General features: G+C 46.9%; 13 protein-coding genes. 3 read left to right on the top strand and 10 right to left on the bottom strand.

Annotation, left to right across the window (positions count from 1 at the left end; genetic code table 11):
* Nucleotides 1-2: 2 nt before the first annotated feature.
* From J4N45_RS19280 to J4N45_RS19265, 4 genes are all read right to left on the bottom strand, one after another.
* Nucleotides 3-2,699, bottom strand: coding sequence for a GNAT family N-acetyltransferase (locus tag J4N45_RS19280; RefSeq protein ID WP_252016130.1), 2,697 nt, complete (start codon nt 2,697-2,699; stop codon nt 3-5).
* A gap of 13 nt (nt 2,700-2,712) precedes the next feature.
* Nucleotides 2,713-3,312 (bottom strand): nitroreductase family protein, encoded by a 600-nt coding sequence (locus tag J4N45_RS19275; protein WP_252016128.1) that lies wholly within the window; start codon nt 3,310-3,312, stop codon nt 2,713-2,715.
* A gap of 100 nt (nt 3,313-3,412) precedes the next feature.
* Complete coding sequence (locus J4N45_RS19270; RefSeq protein WP_252016126.1) at nt 3,413-5,605, bottom strand: TonB-dependent receptor; 2,193 nt, start codon at nt 5,603-5,605, stop codon at nt 3,413-3,415.
* A 9-nt stretch (nt 5,606-5,614) separates the two neighbouring features.
* The gene (locus tag J4N45_RS19265; RefSeq protein WP_353505892.1) at nt 5,615-6,808 is read right to left on the bottom strand and encodes an MFS transporter; all 1,194 of its coding nucleotides are present in this window, start codon (nt 6,806-6,808) and stop codon (nt 5,615-5,617) included.
* A gap of 159 nt (nt 6,809-6,967) precedes the next feature.
* Between J4N45_RS19265 and J4N45_RS19260 the strand changes: the two genes are divergently transcribed.
* Entirely contained in the window at nt 6,968-8,731 is a 1,764-nt protein-coding gene (locus J4N45_RS19260) for an IucA/IucC family protein (RefSeq protein WP_252016122.1), read from the top strand.
* A 144-nt stretch (nt 8,732-8,875) separates the two neighbouring features.
* A complete protein-coding gene (locus tag J4N45_RS19255; RefSeq protein WP_252016120.1) occupies nt 8,876-9,907 on the top strand; it encodes a S66 family peptidase in 1,032 nt (343 codons plus the stop codon).
* A 48-nt stretch (nt 9,908-9,955) separates the two neighbouring features.
* Here the strand turns inward: J4N45_RS19255 and J4N45_RS19250 are convergent, their stop codons facing one another.
* From J4N45_RS19250 to J4N45_RS19230, 5 genes are all read right to left on the bottom strand, one after another.
* Nucleotides 9,956-10,231 carry a hypothetical protein gene (locus tag J4N45_RS19250; protein WP_252016118.1) on the bottom strand — a complete coding sequence of 92 codons (276 nt, stop codon included), beginning with the start codon at nt 10,229-10,231 and terminating at the stop codon, nt 9,956-9,958.
* A 309-nt stretch (nt 10,232-10,540) separates the two neighbouring features.
* Nucleotides 10,541-11,629 carry an alkene reductase gene (locus J4N45_RS19245; RefSeq protein ID WP_252016116.1) on the bottom strand — a complete coding sequence of 363 codons (1,089 nt, stop codon included), beginning with the start codon at nt 11,627-11,629 and terminating at the stop codon, nt 10,541-10,543.
* A gap of 125 nt (nt 11,630-11,754) precedes the next feature.
* Nucleotides 11,755-12,636: a LysR family transcriptional regulator gene (locus tag J4N45_RS19240; protein ID WP_234497491.1), complete on the bottom strand. Its 882-nt coding sequence runs from the start codon at nt 12,634-12,636 to the stop codon at nt 11,755-11,757.
* 40 nt (nt 12,637-12,676) lie between these two features.
* Nucleotides 12,677-13,201: a DNA mismatch repair protein gene (locus J4N45_RS19235; protein WP_252017267.1), complete on the bottom strand. Its 525-nt coding sequence runs from the start codon at nt 13,199-13,201 to the stop codon at nt 12,677-12,679.
* A gap of 2 nt (nt 13,202-13,203) precedes the next feature.
* On the bottom strand, nt 13,204-13,590 hold the full coding sequence (locus J4N45_RS19230; protein WP_234497492.1) for an MAPEG family protein: 387 nt from the start codon (nt 13,588-13,590) through the stop codon (nt 13,204-13,206).
* Between the two features lie 143 nt (nt 13,591-13,733).
* Here J4N45_RS19230 and J4N45_RS19225 point away from each other — a divergent pair, with 143 nt between their 5' ends.
* Nucleotides 13,734-14,399, top strand: a complete 666-nt coding sequence (locus J4N45_RS19225) for a hypothetical protein (protein ID WP_252016114.1) — start codon at nt 13,734-13,736, stop codon at nt 14,397-14,399.
* Nucleotides 14,400-14,442: 43 nt separating this feature from the next.
* On the opposite strand, the gene glgB is transcribed toward J4N45_RS19225, so the two are convergent.
* On the bottom strand, nt 14,443-16,626 hold the full coding sequence (gene glgB, locus J4N45_RS19220; RefSeq protein ID WP_252016112.1) for a 1,4-alpha-glucan branching protein GlgB: 2,184 nt from the start codon (nt 16,624-16,626) through the stop codon (nt 14,443-14,445).
* Nucleotides 16,627-16,898: the final 272 nt, after the last annotated feature.

The following is a 16,898-nucleotide window of genomic DNA, read 5'->3' as shown; positions in this document are numbered from 1 at the left end:
ACCTACCTAGCCTGGGACGTATAAAACTCAAAGAAGCGTTCGCGCTTGCATTGCAGCATCGCCGCTCTCTTATGTGGGAAATCGAAATCAAACAGATGCTCAAATCCAATCCGTTCGGTGAGTGCGAGGACTTTTTTGTTATCCGCTCTCGGCTCTCCCATTACATTGTTGGTATGGGCGTTAACCAGGAAGCAGTAGTGCACGATGCCTCTAGACCAAACTGAGAAATAACGCCATCCACGAAAACGAGGATTAGCCGAGAGCATATGTACGCCCCGGTCAAAGCCTTGCGCTTGATAGTATGGCCCTAAGCGATCTTCTGGCGTCCAGTAGATTTCAAAGTACCCAAATGGCACCCCATCAAACTCACCAATAACTGGAAACTGATGAGGATCCGATTCCATTTTAGTTAAGTAGTCGATATGGTCTTGGTGAGACCCTTCCAACTCCCATACAGGCGAAATCGCAGGATCATTGTGCCAACGATTGAAGCACTCAAGATCTCTGGAAAGCGACGCCTTTCGAAACGTCAGCACCTTATTCAGACCGTAGATATAGCGCTGATAAAAAACGTCTACCGGCTTAGCGGGTCTCGGCGGATGAGTTAAACCATTACTCGCCGCTAACCTAATTTCATCGGTCGGATTATCATCTGGGTGATGCCAAATTGGGGCATGTTCCAAAAAACTCGCTCTCGTCATTCGTTGCTCAGTATCAAGACAACCTCGGACAAACTCGGGTGCGTGTTCACAGGTGATTTGTTGACAATCCAGCGCAAAGAAAGCGTGCTCTAGACCGGACCAATAGATAAGCGGGTCGTCAGTATCGACGTTGACAGAGATAGCACCGCTAGTCTCATGTACGTTTAAAAGACCGCACTCAATCCCATTGGTTCTGAGAGACCATTGATTTGTCGCGACCGAATAAATCGCCACTTCAGAGCCATCTGGCAGGGGCTTTACGCAATCAGGGAGCGCGCCCTCACTGAGCGGGTTAGCGATTTCACGGTAGATCTTAGTCGGGTCGCTAAGTGTGGCTTCATTATGCTCTTCTACAAAACATAAAAAGTTTCGCTTCCAGTGCAGGGTATCTGAGTTCAACAAGTAGCTATAAAAACTAGAGTCAACCGGAGATGCTGCTGCCAACGCCGCTAGCTTTTCTCGGCATACCTGATATAGCGCTTGTTCTGTCACCATACCGCTTGCCGCAATGGCAGCCACTGTGTTGATCAAAGAGTTGCCAATCAGATAATAGGCAAGGTAAGGATTCACAAACTCACCTTCCATGAAATATTCTGGCTTTTCACCTTCAAACACTGAAGCAAAATGCTCTAAGGCAAGTTCTGTCAAGCCACTGCCTTGGCAGTCGCGATACATCATGCCCGCTGGCATTCCGTTCTCAACCCGTAAAAGTATGTTCTGTTGATGGGCAAGCATAACCACACCGTAATCGCTGCGCGCAATACATAGTGGCGCAATGACGTTTTGCATAAACGCACCAATCCAATCGCATGCCGCTTGATGTTGAGAAATGCCTTCGCGCTTCGCGACTTGCTGAATCCAACTGACAACTTGAGCTTGCTGCTGTCCTGCGCAGACTTGGTTAACCGTTGCAAGCAGATGAGTATTGTCTTCATTCACTGAAGTGCTCACCGAGCGGGTGCGCTTTTCAGCAAAGAATGAATTATCGCGCAAACTAATCAAAGGCAAGTCTAACCCCTCTCCTTGTGGGTTTGTGACCGTTGCCCATGCAGGCTCCTCGATAAAGGTTGTCGTTGGTAAGCGCTGAGCCAATTCATGCCCGGCTTCATGCGCCAATAAGCGGCTAAACAGAGTACCGCGTTTTGCCTCTTTAACTGACAGCAAGCGCAGCGAATTGGTCAGCTTGATAGGGAGTGAAACCTTAAGCATCCATGGCATATCAGGATGATAAATAGCACGCGTCGAAGAGGTCGCCCGCCACCCTGAGCTGCTTGTGTTCAAATCAACCATGTCACAGCCCATCGCGGCGTAGTCATCACTCTTTCGCCACGCCTTTGCTTGCAGAGGGTGCATTGGGAAAGCCACATGATTTTCGGCGATATTCGGTCGCTCGCTATCCGCAGTGCTTAACTTAAATAGCGTCTCCAGTTTGGAGTGAGCAGATTCCCCAACCGACTCTGACATCAGGCGATCTTTCGCGACGGAAAACCACTCTATCTCAAAACTGTTTTCAAACTCTGGAAGGTATACTGCTTGCTGCTCTTGAGTCAGTGGCGCACAGCTTTTTGGTGTTGGGTGCATGCTATGCCCACCAATCAGTGACTGTTCCGATTCGATAAAGGTCACAGGCTCGCCAACACCACGCTTTTGCTTAGATTGGCTCGCACGCTGAACAAACTCATCTGATGCACCAACGCGCTGAATGAGTCGATCTCGCTTCGCCGCATCGCCATCATCGTAGTTTGCTAACACCCAATCTAGCGCTTCTGGGAAAGATAGAGACTGGCAATGATCATCTTGATTGAGATAAAGCGTCCCCTCATACCGATGACGACCTGTTGATGAGCAGTAACTAAGTGGCAACCAAAGTTGGGCATTATTAAGCTCAAAGGTCGCGCACTGTACCGCTTTGTGTTTGATTTGGCAGAGGTTCGTACTTCCCTGCATATCGACGAATAAACTGTTAAAGAAGGACTGAAAAGTCAGTGAATGTGTCATGTTTTGCTAATCCTTAATGCTCGTCTAACCAATGAGTGACTTGGTTAGGTCCGTGCCAAACTTGAGTATGTGCGCTCACACTGCCTCTGTTTTTAGTTCGCTTTTCTATTGGTGTTCCGAACACCATAAAGCCCACGGGGACGTGTGCTTCCATAAGTCCGAGTAACTGTCGAATACCCGGCAACTCAATCGCATCGGTGGAGTACCAAACGCCGCCAAAACCTAATTGATCGGCGGCGAGTAAGGTCATCTGACACGCTGCCGCCGCAGAGAGCAGTTGATCTTGTTTGCTCACTTCGCGATGGTCTTGCACCTGCGCAGAGATCAGAACTAGGCTGGGCGCCTTAGCGAGATAGTCCGCTAGTCGATTCGCTTGCGCGGTTGATACCTGTTTGTCGTGTGCGAGCCACGCATCACGTAAGTTCGCGATCATATGAGGAATTTGTGATGGCTCGATCACCAAGAAATGCCAAGGTTTTAATCTGCCATGATCTGGAGTGCTCATTGCAGCCTGGAGAATGGCTTGCATTTGTTTATTGTCGGGCGCAGGCACGCGCATTTCATGCACGTGATAGGACACGCGCTGGTATAGATAACTGAGTTCTTGTTTCATTGTTATATTTCTTGAGCCAACTGACGTTTGATAGAAGTTTGTCGTTCTTAAGGTCAATCTAGATACTCACCCCCATCAGGGGAGGTGAGCCATAATTTGACTAGAACTCAGCACTGTAGCTAAGTGCGAAGGTTCGACCCTGACCGTTGTATTTGAATAGCTCTGGTGCCGATACTCCGCTGTAGAGCACTTGCGCTCGTTGACTCCAGATCGTTTCGTATGTTGTGTTGAATAGGTTCTCAATACCGAAGTTGATCTGACCAACAGGCAGCATGTAGTAGCTAGACAGGCCCACGATGTTGTAACCATTTAGCTTGTTGTTATCGGCATCTTCATAGTCAGCCAGTGACTGCAAGAACACTTCCACACCATAATCAAGATTGTCGTAACCAACGCGAGTTACCGCGCTTGATGGGCTAGCAAACTGGACGGTCATATCCTGCCAAGCACCTTGGTTTTTCTCTTCGCTACGGATCCACTGGCCTTGTAAACCAGCGTAAATATTCTGAGTGAAGTAGTAATCAAACTGGCCTTCAATACCGTAGATTCTGCTCTCTTCACTGCCGACGTCCAACGTCAGATCACTGGTATTAATCTTCTGCGTTTTATCCGATAGCGAGTAGTAGCCTGCAATCTGAGTTTGATAGTTATTACCGCTGGCACGCCAACCCAGCTCGACCGAGTTCGTTTTCACCCCTGGTAGCGGTGTATTATTGATGTTAACACTGTTAGTTAGTGTTGCGTGTCCTGGGTTGGATGTCAGATCATAGGTACCTTTTCCGTAGAATTTGGCAGGGTCCGGTACGTTAAATCCTTGGCTAAAGTTCGCCCAAAGCTGCTGGCTATCCGTTAAGTCATAAACACCACCAGCATTAAACAACCAAACGTCTGTTGATGAGCTGCCACCAGGGATAGCATCGGCACCAGAGAGTAAACCTGCAGCGACATACTCTTGCTGCGATAAGCCGACAAAATCACTGACATCAAAGCTGGTCTTCTGATAGCGCACGCCACCCGTTAGTAACCAATCTTCCGCCACGCGCCAGTTAGCCTGAGCAAACAGCGCTGCGTTTTGCGTATCGATATCAGGGTAGCGCTGCAGTTCACGAAGCTTTTCAAACTCCATCGCACCAGACGCCATCGCTTTTTGCAGATCAAATACGCGCTGCTTTGCACTGAAGGTTTCCGAGGCGTATTCACCACCGTAATTTAGTGCCACATCTTGCCACTCTTTTTGCAGCATCAACTTGCCGCCAAATATGCTGGTATCCTGAACCGAGGAGCCGTACATCGGTGTCGTTGTGTCAGGAAATGGGAAGAAACCTAATGACTCGCTTCGATAGTAAAGTTGAGCAAGCAAGGCGTGGTCTAACACGCTGTCATGTTTGTATTGTGCATTCACAAAGACGCGTTCTGTATGTGGTTGCTCGTCGAGCTTAAGTCCTTTGCGGATCTCAATGAGCTCAGGAAAACCAAATAGACCGGCTAAGTTAGGACCTAAGTATGCGCCATACTCGGTATCTTGCTGACTATCGTAGTACTGAGCTGTTAGAGAGAGCGATTGCTGCTCATCAATATTGACCTCCAGATTACCCATGACATCGATAGCTTGGTTAAACTGCATATCGGTCTGAGTGATATCTGGCATGATCATGTTACCGTCACCATCATAAGCGGCCCCTTTGCCCTCATAAGCGACAGAGAGTCGACCCGCAACAGTCTCATTACCACCAGAGATGGCGAGCGCCGCTTGTTTGGTCAGATCTTCACTGCTGTTAAAGCCAGATACGCCTCCGACTCGCGCTTCCACTTTGGTGTCGCCAGCCTCACCTTTCTTGGTGATAATGTTGATGATACCGCCCGATGCACCCGCGCCAAACAATGCCGTTGCACCCGATAACACCTCAACTCGAGCAATATTGAAAGGGTCAATACTGTCAAACTGACGACTGATTTCACGTGTCGAGTTAAGCGATACGCCGTCAATCATGACTAGTGCAGAACGACCACGAAGATTCTGTGAATAGTTGGTTCGACTGCCACTACCAAAATCAAAACCTGGAATTAGACGACCCAATGCACCTTTCAAATCCGTCCCGGCATTGATGTGCTTTTCTAGCTCTTTTTGATCAATAACCCACATAGTGGTTGCAGAATCTGCAATCGTGGTTTGAATCTTAGTACCCGTGACAATCACAGTATCCAGATCGTTCTTTGGCTCGGCGTAAACCGTGCTGTGGACTAAAAGAGCTAAGGAGCTTAGGGGAAGTCCCTTTCTCACTAGAGTGTTCATAATGTTCCTTTATTTTTCTGATATAGACATAGTTGAAGGTGACAATGACGTGCTACCGATAGCGCACATCGAGATCAAAAGAAGTAAGGCAAATAGGGCTGAAGCATAGAGCGCACTTACGCTCAGGGACAAAAACAGTGCCGTGGCTCCCGTTCCGAGCAGATGCCCTATGGAGTGGCTTTGCGCAATCAAACCACTGACAGACACCTTGCTTATGCGCTCATCCGCATTGTGATACGTTACTTGGCTATACCAAGTAGGAAGAGCCGACACCGCCAATGCCAATCCCACTCCTGCCATCACAAAAACTGGGTAAGTCGCTGGTTTGGAGATGATTAAAACGGTGAATACAAGCAGCCCAAGAACCATCAAGCTGATACGCACCCTAATAAATTTGGCGAGTAAGGGCATAAGCACAGCCTGACCAAATAAGGCGACGACCGAGACTCCGAGTAGAAACATCGCCAATTGGTGACTCGCCTCAGCAGGCGTAGGAATCAGACGGTGAACCTCAGGAGCTAGCGCTAACTGAAAACTTGCAACCCAAGCGGTGGTGAGCAGAGCACAAATGAGCGTCCAAACTGGGACAAGTTTAAGCCTTTGCATAACAGGCAAGACCTGGGACTTGCGGTCTTGTCTATTGCTGTCAGTAGAAGGACATTGGAAGTAACTCCACAACATGGGGAGAAGCGGAACCACCAATATCAACAACCAATTTATGGGGATAAGCGCTAAGCTCGGCCCGATTAAACGACCAAGTGTTAGTGCACTGCTTGCTCTAGAGAGCTGTTTATACTGCGAAGCATGGTCATGGTTCTGAGCCAATATATATCCATGAGCAATAGGGAGAAATGCACTGGAAAAATACCCCATTGCAAATCTTGTCGTACCAAGAATAATCAAAGATAACCAATGCCAAGATAAATCAAACGACAATAGCGTTAATACAACAATAAAAATCACGCTAACTAAAGCATAACCCGCAAAGGCAAGACGAGCGCTAACAGCAAAACCATCACTTGTTATTTTATTAGGCCAATAGATTGAACCAATAAAATAACTCAGCAAATTAACGTTCAATAAAATTATGACGCCAGACCATTCTAACGAACTACCAGATATGCCTAACACATCTGCTACATACGGCAGAAAACTAAATAATAAAGTCTGATTTAGCCCCATTGAGAGCAGGGCACCTAACATCCACATGGCTACAAGAGTGCAACAAAAGTTACGTTAATGATAATAATTATCACTATGATTGTTGATCTCACTATCGTTTGTCAATACATTATCTATAAATTGTTTAACATTTATATTGATAGCATTATCAGATAGATAGCATTTAAGAGGTTCATAGTAGTGAATAACCAACGTTGGGAAATGGCTAACCAGAAGCTAATGGCTAAAGCATTTAGTGAGCTAGATTTTGAGGATTTGTTTGAATTCGACATTCTAGTGCAAGCTAAAGGCGGCATTGAAAATATAGAGATTGTTTTAAATGGACACTGCTGGTCTTATCAAGCAAAGCAAAGTATTTGGGGGATGAGAAACCCAATTGCTGGGTCAATTAAATGTAACGACAAAAATAACCCTACAATTACTCAGCTTTTAATTGATATACAAGAAACGGTTTCGATTAATGATATTGATTTATCAGGTCTTTTAGAGGAAATACAGCAAACACTGTTCAGTGAAATTAAGCGATTGGAGATATTAGATAAGGTGACGACTCAAGATATTGTCTATTGCTCTGAAATTCAAAGGCAAAAATATCTCGATGCACACCCTAAAATCATCGCCAATAAAGGTCGATTAGGTTGGGGAGAAGCAGAACTTGCGCGGTACTCACCAGAAACAAGCGAAGGCTTCCAACTCAGATACATCGCTATCAAGAGGCATTTGTGTCACTTCGGCTTTCGCTCTGACCTTACTCCGCTTGATATACTAAGCAAAACAATGTCTGAGCAAGACTACTCAGACATAGTCGCCAAGATCCCACAGCGAGACCTGAATGAATATCTGGTGCTTGCCGTTCATCCATGGCAATACCAGCGCTTTATCACTATTCAGTTTCAAGAGTACCTCCAAAATGAAGACATCATTGATCTCGGCTTGCTTGGCGGAAGCTGGTTCCCTCAGCAATCCATTCGTACTGTGAGCACTTTAGACCACTCTGTGCCATATGATGTGAAAACCGCGCTCACCATACTCAACACCTCCTGCTATCGAGGCATACCCGGAAAGTACATTCAGCAGGGACCCGAGATTTCCAAATGGTTAGCAAACATCGCAAGCCGTGATCCTGTCCTAAAGAAAACCGGCCTTCATGTTCAACAAGAGTTAGGGGGCGTTTACTGCCCTCACCCCTACCAATCCAAAATCGAAGGCGCATACCGCTACAGCGAAATGCTGGGCTGTATTTGGCGAGAGCGAGCTGAGGCAGTGCTGAGTGATAACCAAAGACCACTCTCTATGGCGACGCTCATGCAAGACGACGGGCAAGGTAATGCGTGTATTAATGAGCTTATCGCTTCAACAGGCCTATCTCATGAACAGTGGTTGCGAGCTATGTTTCGGCATGTTGTCATACCAATTTACCATCTAATGTGTCGCTATGGTGTCGGTCTTGTTGCCCACGGTCAAAACGTGACACTTGTATTGGAGGATAATGTTCCAACTGGCTGTATTATTAAAGATTTCCATGGGGATCTTCGACTGGTTGATCAACCTTACCCCGAACTAGCGTCCCTAGAGCAAAGCATTCAAGACAACCTCACCCGTTTGCCGCCGCACTACTTGGTTCATGACTTGCTCACGGGTCATTTTGTTACTGTGCTACGCTTTGTCTCTCCTTGGCTAGAGAGTGAGGGGGTATCAGAGACACTGTTTTATGGTTACTTGGCAGATGAAGTAAAAACGTATCAGACATCGCACCCAGAACTAGAGGATCGCTTTAAACAGTTCAACTTGCTTAGCGAAAGCATCGACAAGCTCTGTCTCAATCGAGTTCGCTTCAAAATTGGCTACGGTGATAGCAGTGAACGCCCTTTGCCTGAGCTTGGCAAACCTATCCCTAACCCGCTGCTCATTGGGCTTACCGCGCTAGACAAACAGAAGCGCTAGATAAACGGTAGTCACTGAAACTATGCTGCTCTGTGAACGTCAGAGCAGCATCTTAAACTAAGCGACCCAATCGTTGTTAACTCATTGTATTTATGAAACTAAGCAGATAATCTGGCTCTATCATAGCTAACATCGGAGCCGTTCATGCAGTACCCGAAACCACTATCAGTCGGCAGTACCATAGGTATCACCGCCTTTTCCTCTGGCATCGCGCCTCAGCATCTTTCACGCTTCGAATGTGTTACTCAGCACCTTGAATCTCTCGGCTTCAACCTTGTGATTGGCAATTGTCTATTCGACAAAGGGAAACATGTTAGTGGCACCGCGACTGAACGAGCGGATGAGTTAATGTCTATGTTACTGGACGACCATATTGACGCTATTTACCCACCATGGGGTGGAGAAGTCGCGATGGAGCTTCTGCCACTTATCGACTTTAAAAAACTCACTACCGTTCGCCCTAAGTGGATTCTCGGTTTTTCGGATGTCAGTACCATCTCTGCAGTCTTCGCGAGTAAACTTGGCTGGGCAACCGCCCATTGCTCGAACTTAATGGACCTCTCGCCAAATGCGATTGACCCACTGACTTCAAGCACCATCGCCAATTTAGGCACCCCATTAGGCGAAAGCTTCATACAAACAGAGCAAACTCACTATGCAAGTCGATGGCCCGACTTTGTCAACGCACCAGAATCAGGACTAAATCTCGACACACCAACACAATGGCGCTGGTTCAACAAGCCGAAGTCAGGAAATACAGTGGAAGGAAGATTGATTGGTGGATGTTGGGACACCTTATCGCATCTGTTTGGTACTGAGTATCTCGATCTAGACGCGTTCGCGAATAGATTTCCCGAAGGTGTTGTCTTGTATTTGGAGAATGCAGAAATGCTGCCAACAGAAGTGGTTAGAACGCTGCTCAGCATGAAATTTCGCGGCGTATTTTCTAACATCAGCGCACTGCTTATTGGACGCAATGCGGCCCCTGACTCGGGCAACCCGAACGACCTAGGCTACTATGAGGCTTTAGAAACTCACTTAAAAGAGCTCGACATACCTGTAATGATTGATCTCGACATTGGTCATCGACCTCCCAACCTGACTCTCATCAACGGTTGCAAGGCTCGTATAGATCTAACTGATACGCTTGGTACCCTCACACAAACATTAAGTTAATCACGGACACTTTGTTCCAAATCCCCCATTGCCTGTCGAACTGGTCTATTAAGGCTGGTTCGACTGTTCTAATTGCTGTTCACATAGCTCGACTTTGAGCTTAATGATTTCCGCTTGCTGATCAGCCGTCACCGCATGCGCCGAGAGCCCTGAATGGTTACTTCCACCAGCAGCGAAACTTGCCAAAGATAGTGCAGCAAGAGCATTAGCTTCATTATGACTGGCTTGAACTCCTGAAGGGTCGCATCCATTCTCTGGCGTGGGCTCCACAACAGCACATCCCCCAACGACTAGAGTGATACAAAACAAAATTAACGTTCTCATAAAATGGTTTCTCACAGGTAGCTTGCTAGAGCTTTCGGCACTATCAATCGATAGGGCGCGTAAAAAACCAAGTCTGAATGAATTTTGTACTGCGAACAAAATGGGTCCTATAGGAACACGGCATAGAACACGGTTCACTCCTAGCTAGCAACCCAAATCAGTGACCATCATCAATAGATACCAACACAGAACAAACTCGCTGGATGATGTCAGTCTTGAAAACGTTCTAATAGCTAAACTTGTGATAATAAATGAAAGGCGAGGGTTCAATTAGAACACTCGCCTTTCTGTTTAGTTTAGCTTTTAGCCTTATTGGTACTCAGGGTAATCGATATACCCTTTTTCATCGCCGCCATATAAGCTTAAACGAGCATCCGCATCAAACTCGGCCAGCGGCCAGTCGTTTTTGAAGCGAGCAACAAGATCTGGGTTGGTTACATAAGGCGTACCAAACGCAACAAGATCCGCATAGTTGTTCTCTAGTAGTGCTGTTGCGCTCTCTTTGGTGAGTTTGCCCGCAATCATAATTGGATTCGGGTAGATATCACGAACCTCTTTACGGAATGCCTCTGGTGCTTCCACGTAGCGCGAGATATTCTCTGAGAAGTGTACGTAGGCGAGATTCATCGGTGCTAATGCAACCAATGCCTTTTTCACGACATCAACAATCTCAGGATCTTCATCAGCGAACCCCTCCATCACGTGTGGAGAGACACGAATTGCCACTTTGTCGCCGCCAATCTCATTCACAACAGCTTGCATTACCTCAACCAAGAATCGAACGCGATTCTCTTGTGAGCCACCGTATTGGTCTGTGCGCTTGTTGCTAGAAAGACGCATAAACTGGTCAATCAAATAGCCGTGCGCTGCATGTATCTCAACGCCATCGAAGCCAGCCTCCACCGCATTTTTTGCTGCCTGGACATAATCGGCGATGGTTTGCTGAATATCTTGCTCCGTCATAGCGCGAGGCACGCCAGTTTCAATCATACCGAAACCACCTTCCGGTAGTGGACCAAAGACCTGATCGGCTTCTTTAATCGCTGACGACGATACTACCTGCTCACTCGTGATGGATTCATGGCTACGACGACCCACGTGCCAAAGCTGAACAAACACCTTACTACCCTGGTCATGAATGGCTTTAGTCACTTTTTTCCAGCCTTCGATCTGCTCTTGAGTATAAATACCCGGCGTCATCGAGTAACCGCGTCCAATAGCCGAGATAGGCGCACCTTCAGTGATGATCAGACCTGCATTGGCGCGCTGTGCGTAGTAAGTCGCCATCATGTCATTCGGCACATCACCCGGTTGAGTGGTGCGAGAACGGGTCATCGGTGCCATCGCGATGCGATTGCTTAGCTCAAGTTGGCCGTAGTTGAAATTAGAAAAGATCATGTCGTATGCCCTCAATATCGTAATGGGGACAGTTTAGCCATGAGTGACGTTAAGATTGAGAGCAATAATCGCAAATGGCTTTTGTCAAAATCGCAAAAGCCATGTCTCTACAATGAAGAATAAAGCTAAAGCGATAACCTAGGTTGAATAAACTCAATAAAAGCCGTGATACGCCTTGCGACAGAAGACGAGCGATAATACACGGCGTTAACTTGTTCACGGCCAGTGGTCGTCAATTTATCAGACTCAAGCAATGGCACTAACCTGCCCTCCTCAATATCCTTTTTGACCATAAAGCCAGACATACAAGCGATACCGTTGCCTGCCAACGCAAGCTGTCTGACGGTTTCACCATTGCTAGACACCATGCTGGGTTGAATCGTCGGAGTACCTGGCAGCGGCCACTGGTTTAACACCTTAGCGCCCACAAACCCTATTAAGCTGTGAGTACCAAGATCGCTGACCGATTTCGGATATCCTCGCTGAGCTAGGTAATCGGGAGAGGCCACGAGAAAGAGCAGACTTTTTCCGAGCGGCTTGGCGTGCAAAGTTGAGTCCGTGAGTTTACCGATTCGAATCGCGACGTCCGTCCGCTTCTCCAGCAAATCCACGAAGCCTTCGTTGGAGGTTAGCTCTAACTCTATATCAGGATATTCCTTATTAAACTCGGCAACCAACGGTACTAGTTGATGAAGTACAAAAGGACTGGCGGCATCGACCCTGAGGCGACCTTTTGGAAGCTCACCTCTTGCGACAATATCCTCTTCAGTTTGCTGAAGAATACGCAGACCCTCTCTAACCCCATCGACAAACTGTCTACCTTCATCGGTGAGCTCAATACGTCTCGTGGTTCGATTAAGAAGCGTTACACCTAGCTGAGTTTCAAGCTTACTGACACTGCGAGAGACCTTCGCTACTTGAATATCTAGAGCCTCTGCAGCTGCGGAAAAGCCACCGCTATCAATAACAGACAGCAGTATTTCTAAATCATCAGAACGGGTGAGCATATTTATTTCATTAATTGCAAAAGTAAGTTCTAAGTGTATATCAATTTGGCAATGATCGACGAGACAGATCGCGAGCAAGTATCAGAGCAAGCCCCAAAATCTGCAGGAAAACAGCGATGTTCTTGTAATACGCCATTTCCTCTTCAATACTCGCAAGCGTTTCAGATAGCCCTAGATTATCAAGATAAAGCTCGTCGATGAGTTCACGTTGCGTGTCCTGAGCACTATTGATCATGGCCATTAAATCGTCGAGGTGTTTACTGTGGATCGGTGGGACTTGTGCTGTAACCCATTGAGATAGTTGAACCCTTAACATATCGGCTATTTCGGGATCGATGTTATTACCGTCTAAGTGTATTAGCAGAGCTTCACGCTTTCTCTCTAAGGTTTCCACCTGATTCCATGCCAGTTGCATCGAGTATAAGTTGGCTTCTTTGCGCTCCTGAATCATCGCAATGTCACTCGACATTTTATCTAGCACCTGGCTAGACAACACAATAGCCATGACGTTCAGAATAAGGCCTATTGACACCATCACCCATGCGGGTGGCAGGAGCGAGCGCATCATCAAAGTAGCCTATCGAACGGAAGATAAAAAAGATTAGAGACAATCAAACCCGCCATGGCAAAAATTGTCACCTTCATTCCTCTAACGCGACCTTTAAAGCGCTTATTGAGAATACCATCCGCGTGCATCCAACGCCCCACCAGAAAGCTTACCCCAATAACGTGAATCCAAACTGCTGGCGCACCATTATATTCAACCAAAGCCATTAGAATTAACGTAATCGGAATATAGTCAACGGCATTGCCTTGTGCACTGCGCGCAATCTGCAGCGATTCAACACCTCCATCAGCATACGCGACTTGGTTAGACCTGCGTTGCTTGATGACTTGAAAAGATAACCAAATCATCAAAGCGGCAAGCAGTGACGCATAAAGTGCTGTAATCATTAATATCCCCTAATTTTTCGTCAGTATCGCTCAGACAAGTGTCTAACTTGCTGATATAAACAGATAATACTAGTCAGTGTAGCCGAGAATTCTAGGTTCTCCACTGACAGAACTGGCATAAAATCAACTAGGTACCTAACCTTATGGATGCAAAAACGAGAATTAATTACCAAGCTGGGATGGTACGAGTGAAAATGTATCTAATGCTGTTAGCCCTTCTTGTCTCGGCACCTGCTGCTACCTATGCAAGTTGGTTTAACGAACACAATATCGATAAGTTTGATCGAATTGAAACTCATCGAGTGTGGGGTTTTGGAGATTTAGTCGACAATAAGTTCACTACATTTGGTATACGCTGCGATGACCGCTCCAAGCTCCTTGTCACGTTTGGCCTTGCTCAGGAGCTCGACAATGAAAACGCTAAAGTTGATCTAGCGTTTCGAGTCGACCAAAACGAGCCTCTTTTTTTTGAGGGACAGTTGTTCTCGAATAGCAAAGAGTCTGGGTTTGTGAGAGCGACGAAAGAGAATTTAGCGCTTATTAATCGCTTAATACTGCAAAGTAAACAAGGCAAGAACGTAGATGTAAGAGCATCAAACAAAGAACAGAGCCAATTTGTTGAATACTCTGTATCGCTTGACGGGTTTACAAAGTTTAGCCATGACACTCGCGAGGCATGCGGAGTTGGGACGGTAAAATTGGCGGTCACGCCGAAAGACAAAGCCGAGCTCATCAGGTTGAGACAACAACTTAAAGCTATCGAAAAGAAAATAGCGGAAATTGAAGCGAAGTACTCGACGGGATTCTAATAAGCCCTTTAGCGGAGAATTCCGCTAAAGGGCTTAACGACGTTTAGCCTCGGTATTTATAGAATACCGTTGATAGTGGTGGCAGTTTAAGTGATAGCGATTGAGGTTGAGATTCACTCTCTACAGCCTCAGTCTCTGCCACTGGAACAACGCCAAAATCACTGCCTGCATACAAGGCATCATCGGTACTTAGCAGTAACTCATAGCGACCTGCTAATGGCACACCCAAGCGGAATGCTTCGTGAGGAACTGGCGTAAAGTTACTGACAACCAATACACGTTCACCATCTTCACTGATACGCTCGTGCGCCAAGATGCTCGCCTCTGCAGCATCCTGTAGTCGCCACTCAAAACCTTTCGGATCTGAGTCTTGATCGAACAGAGCTTTTTCAGCGCGATACAGCAAGTTCAAGTCTTTCGTCAGTGCTCTCACACCTTGGTGGCGCTCAAAATCAAGCAAGAACCATTGAAGTTGATCGTCGTGGTTCCACTCACCGGTTTGACCGAACTCGGCGCCCATGAAGTTTAGCTTCTTGCCTGGCTGAGCGTACATATAACCAAGATAAGCGCGTAGGTTCGCTGTTTGCTGCCACTCATCACCTGGCATCTTGTTATGGATCGAGCGCTTACCGTACACCACTTCATCATGCGATAAAGACAGTACATAGTTTTCGCTGTGAGCATAAACAAGCGGGAACGTGATGGTATCGTGGTGGTATTTGCGGTGAATTGGATCTTCTTGAATATACGATAGACTGTCGTGCATCCAACCCATATTCCACTTAAACCCAAAGCCTAGACCGCCCGCAAAGGTTGGTGCCGATACGCCTGGGAAAGCGGTAGACTCTTCAGCGATCGTCATGGCATTCGGGAAGTGCTTGTACACTTCTTCGTTCATCCACTTCAGTGTTGCAATCGCATCATAGTTCTCTCGACCACCGTCAATGTTCGGAATCCACTGATCGTGGCTACGCGAGTAATCGAGATAAAGCATCGATGCAACGGCATCCACACGAATACCATCGATATGGAATTGCTCAAACCAGTACAACGCATTGGATACTAGGAAGCGGCGAACATGTTCACGACCTAGGTCATAAATGTACGAGTTCCAATCTTGGTGCCAACCGCGGCGTGGATCCGGATCATGGAACAGTGGCGTACCATCAAAGTTCGCTAAGCCGTGATCGTCCGATGGAAAGTGTGCTGGAACCCAATCCAGTACTACACCAAGGCCCGCTTGGTGACACTGATCAACAAAGTACTTGAAGTCATCTGGTGAACCAAAACGACTGGTTGGTGCAAACAAACCTACTGGCTGATAGCCCCATGAACCGTAGAACGGGTGCTCAGAAACGGGCATCAGTTCAACGTGGGTGTAGCCCATATCGGTTAAATAAGGGATCAGCTCGTCGGCAAGTTCACGATAATTTAGGAAGTCGCCGTTGTCATTACGTTTCCAAGAGCCAGCGTGCAGCTCATAGAATGACAAGGCTTCTTTGCGTTTTTCTGTTACCGGACGCTGCTGCCAATTGGCATCTTGCCAGTCATAACGATCATGATTATAAGTAACAGAAGAAAATGAAGGGTACTGCTCAGAGTAGAAACCCCATGGATCCGCCTTGTGTGGCAGACCTTCACCATCAGGACCTTTTAGCTCAAATTTGTATTGAGTGCCCTCTGGCAAATTCGGAATGAAGATCCCCCAGATCCCGTAGTCGAGTCTCTGCATTGGGTTGCGACGTCCGTCCCAAGCGTTGAAATTGCCAACGATACTGACGGCAGAAGCATGTGGTGCATACACCAAGAAACGGGTACCTTCGACTTGCTTACCGTCTCTCTCTTGCGAAATGAATTGTGCCCCCATCTGGTGGTACATTTCTTTCGGCGTGTGTAGCTCTTCGTATTCGGCATATAAACCGTGGTATTGGTATGGATCGTCGAGCAACTGCTCAGTGCCATTCCAATCGACAGCCAACTGATAATGGGTAAATCGTAAATCAAGGTCCGATTCAAGGACAAACCCCGACGCCTGATCTCGCACCATTGGCATTCTTGTGCCATCTTCCAAAACAACCGCGACAGCGTCTGCGCCTGGCATCCAAACTCTAAGCGCATGTGTCTCATCCTGTAGGTATGGACCTAGGAATGAGAATGGGTCAGCAAACGATGCACTCGAGAGTAGATCGTACGCCTTTTGTTGTCTTTTAAGCCCTTTTTTGTTCAACGTTCATCTCCCTCGACCTAACACTCTGCCCCCCCTTTTTATTGTTGAGTCTTAGCCAGTGGCTAAAACGTCGGGGGCAAGAAATAAAAAGCCCGCGATACGCGGGCTATCTGCAAGGTTTCATTGTACTGGAAACATGATGTACGGGAAGTGACAAGCACCCAATTTTGCAGTGCAATCGGTCAATTTCACCGACAATTTACAATATAAATTTGCAAATGATATATTCAAGTCGTCAGAAAAAAGAAAAGCACGATTCTTTGGAGATGACA

Origin of the sequence: Vibrio sp. SCSIO 43140, assembly GCF_023716585.1 — a bacterium.
Lineage (GTDB): Bacteria > Pseudomonadota > Gammaproteobacteria > Enterobacterales > Vibrionaceae > Vibrio > Vibrio maritimus_B.
Note: the sequence above shows the minus strand (reverse complement) of the source record. Positions and strands in the feature narration are given on the sequence as shown.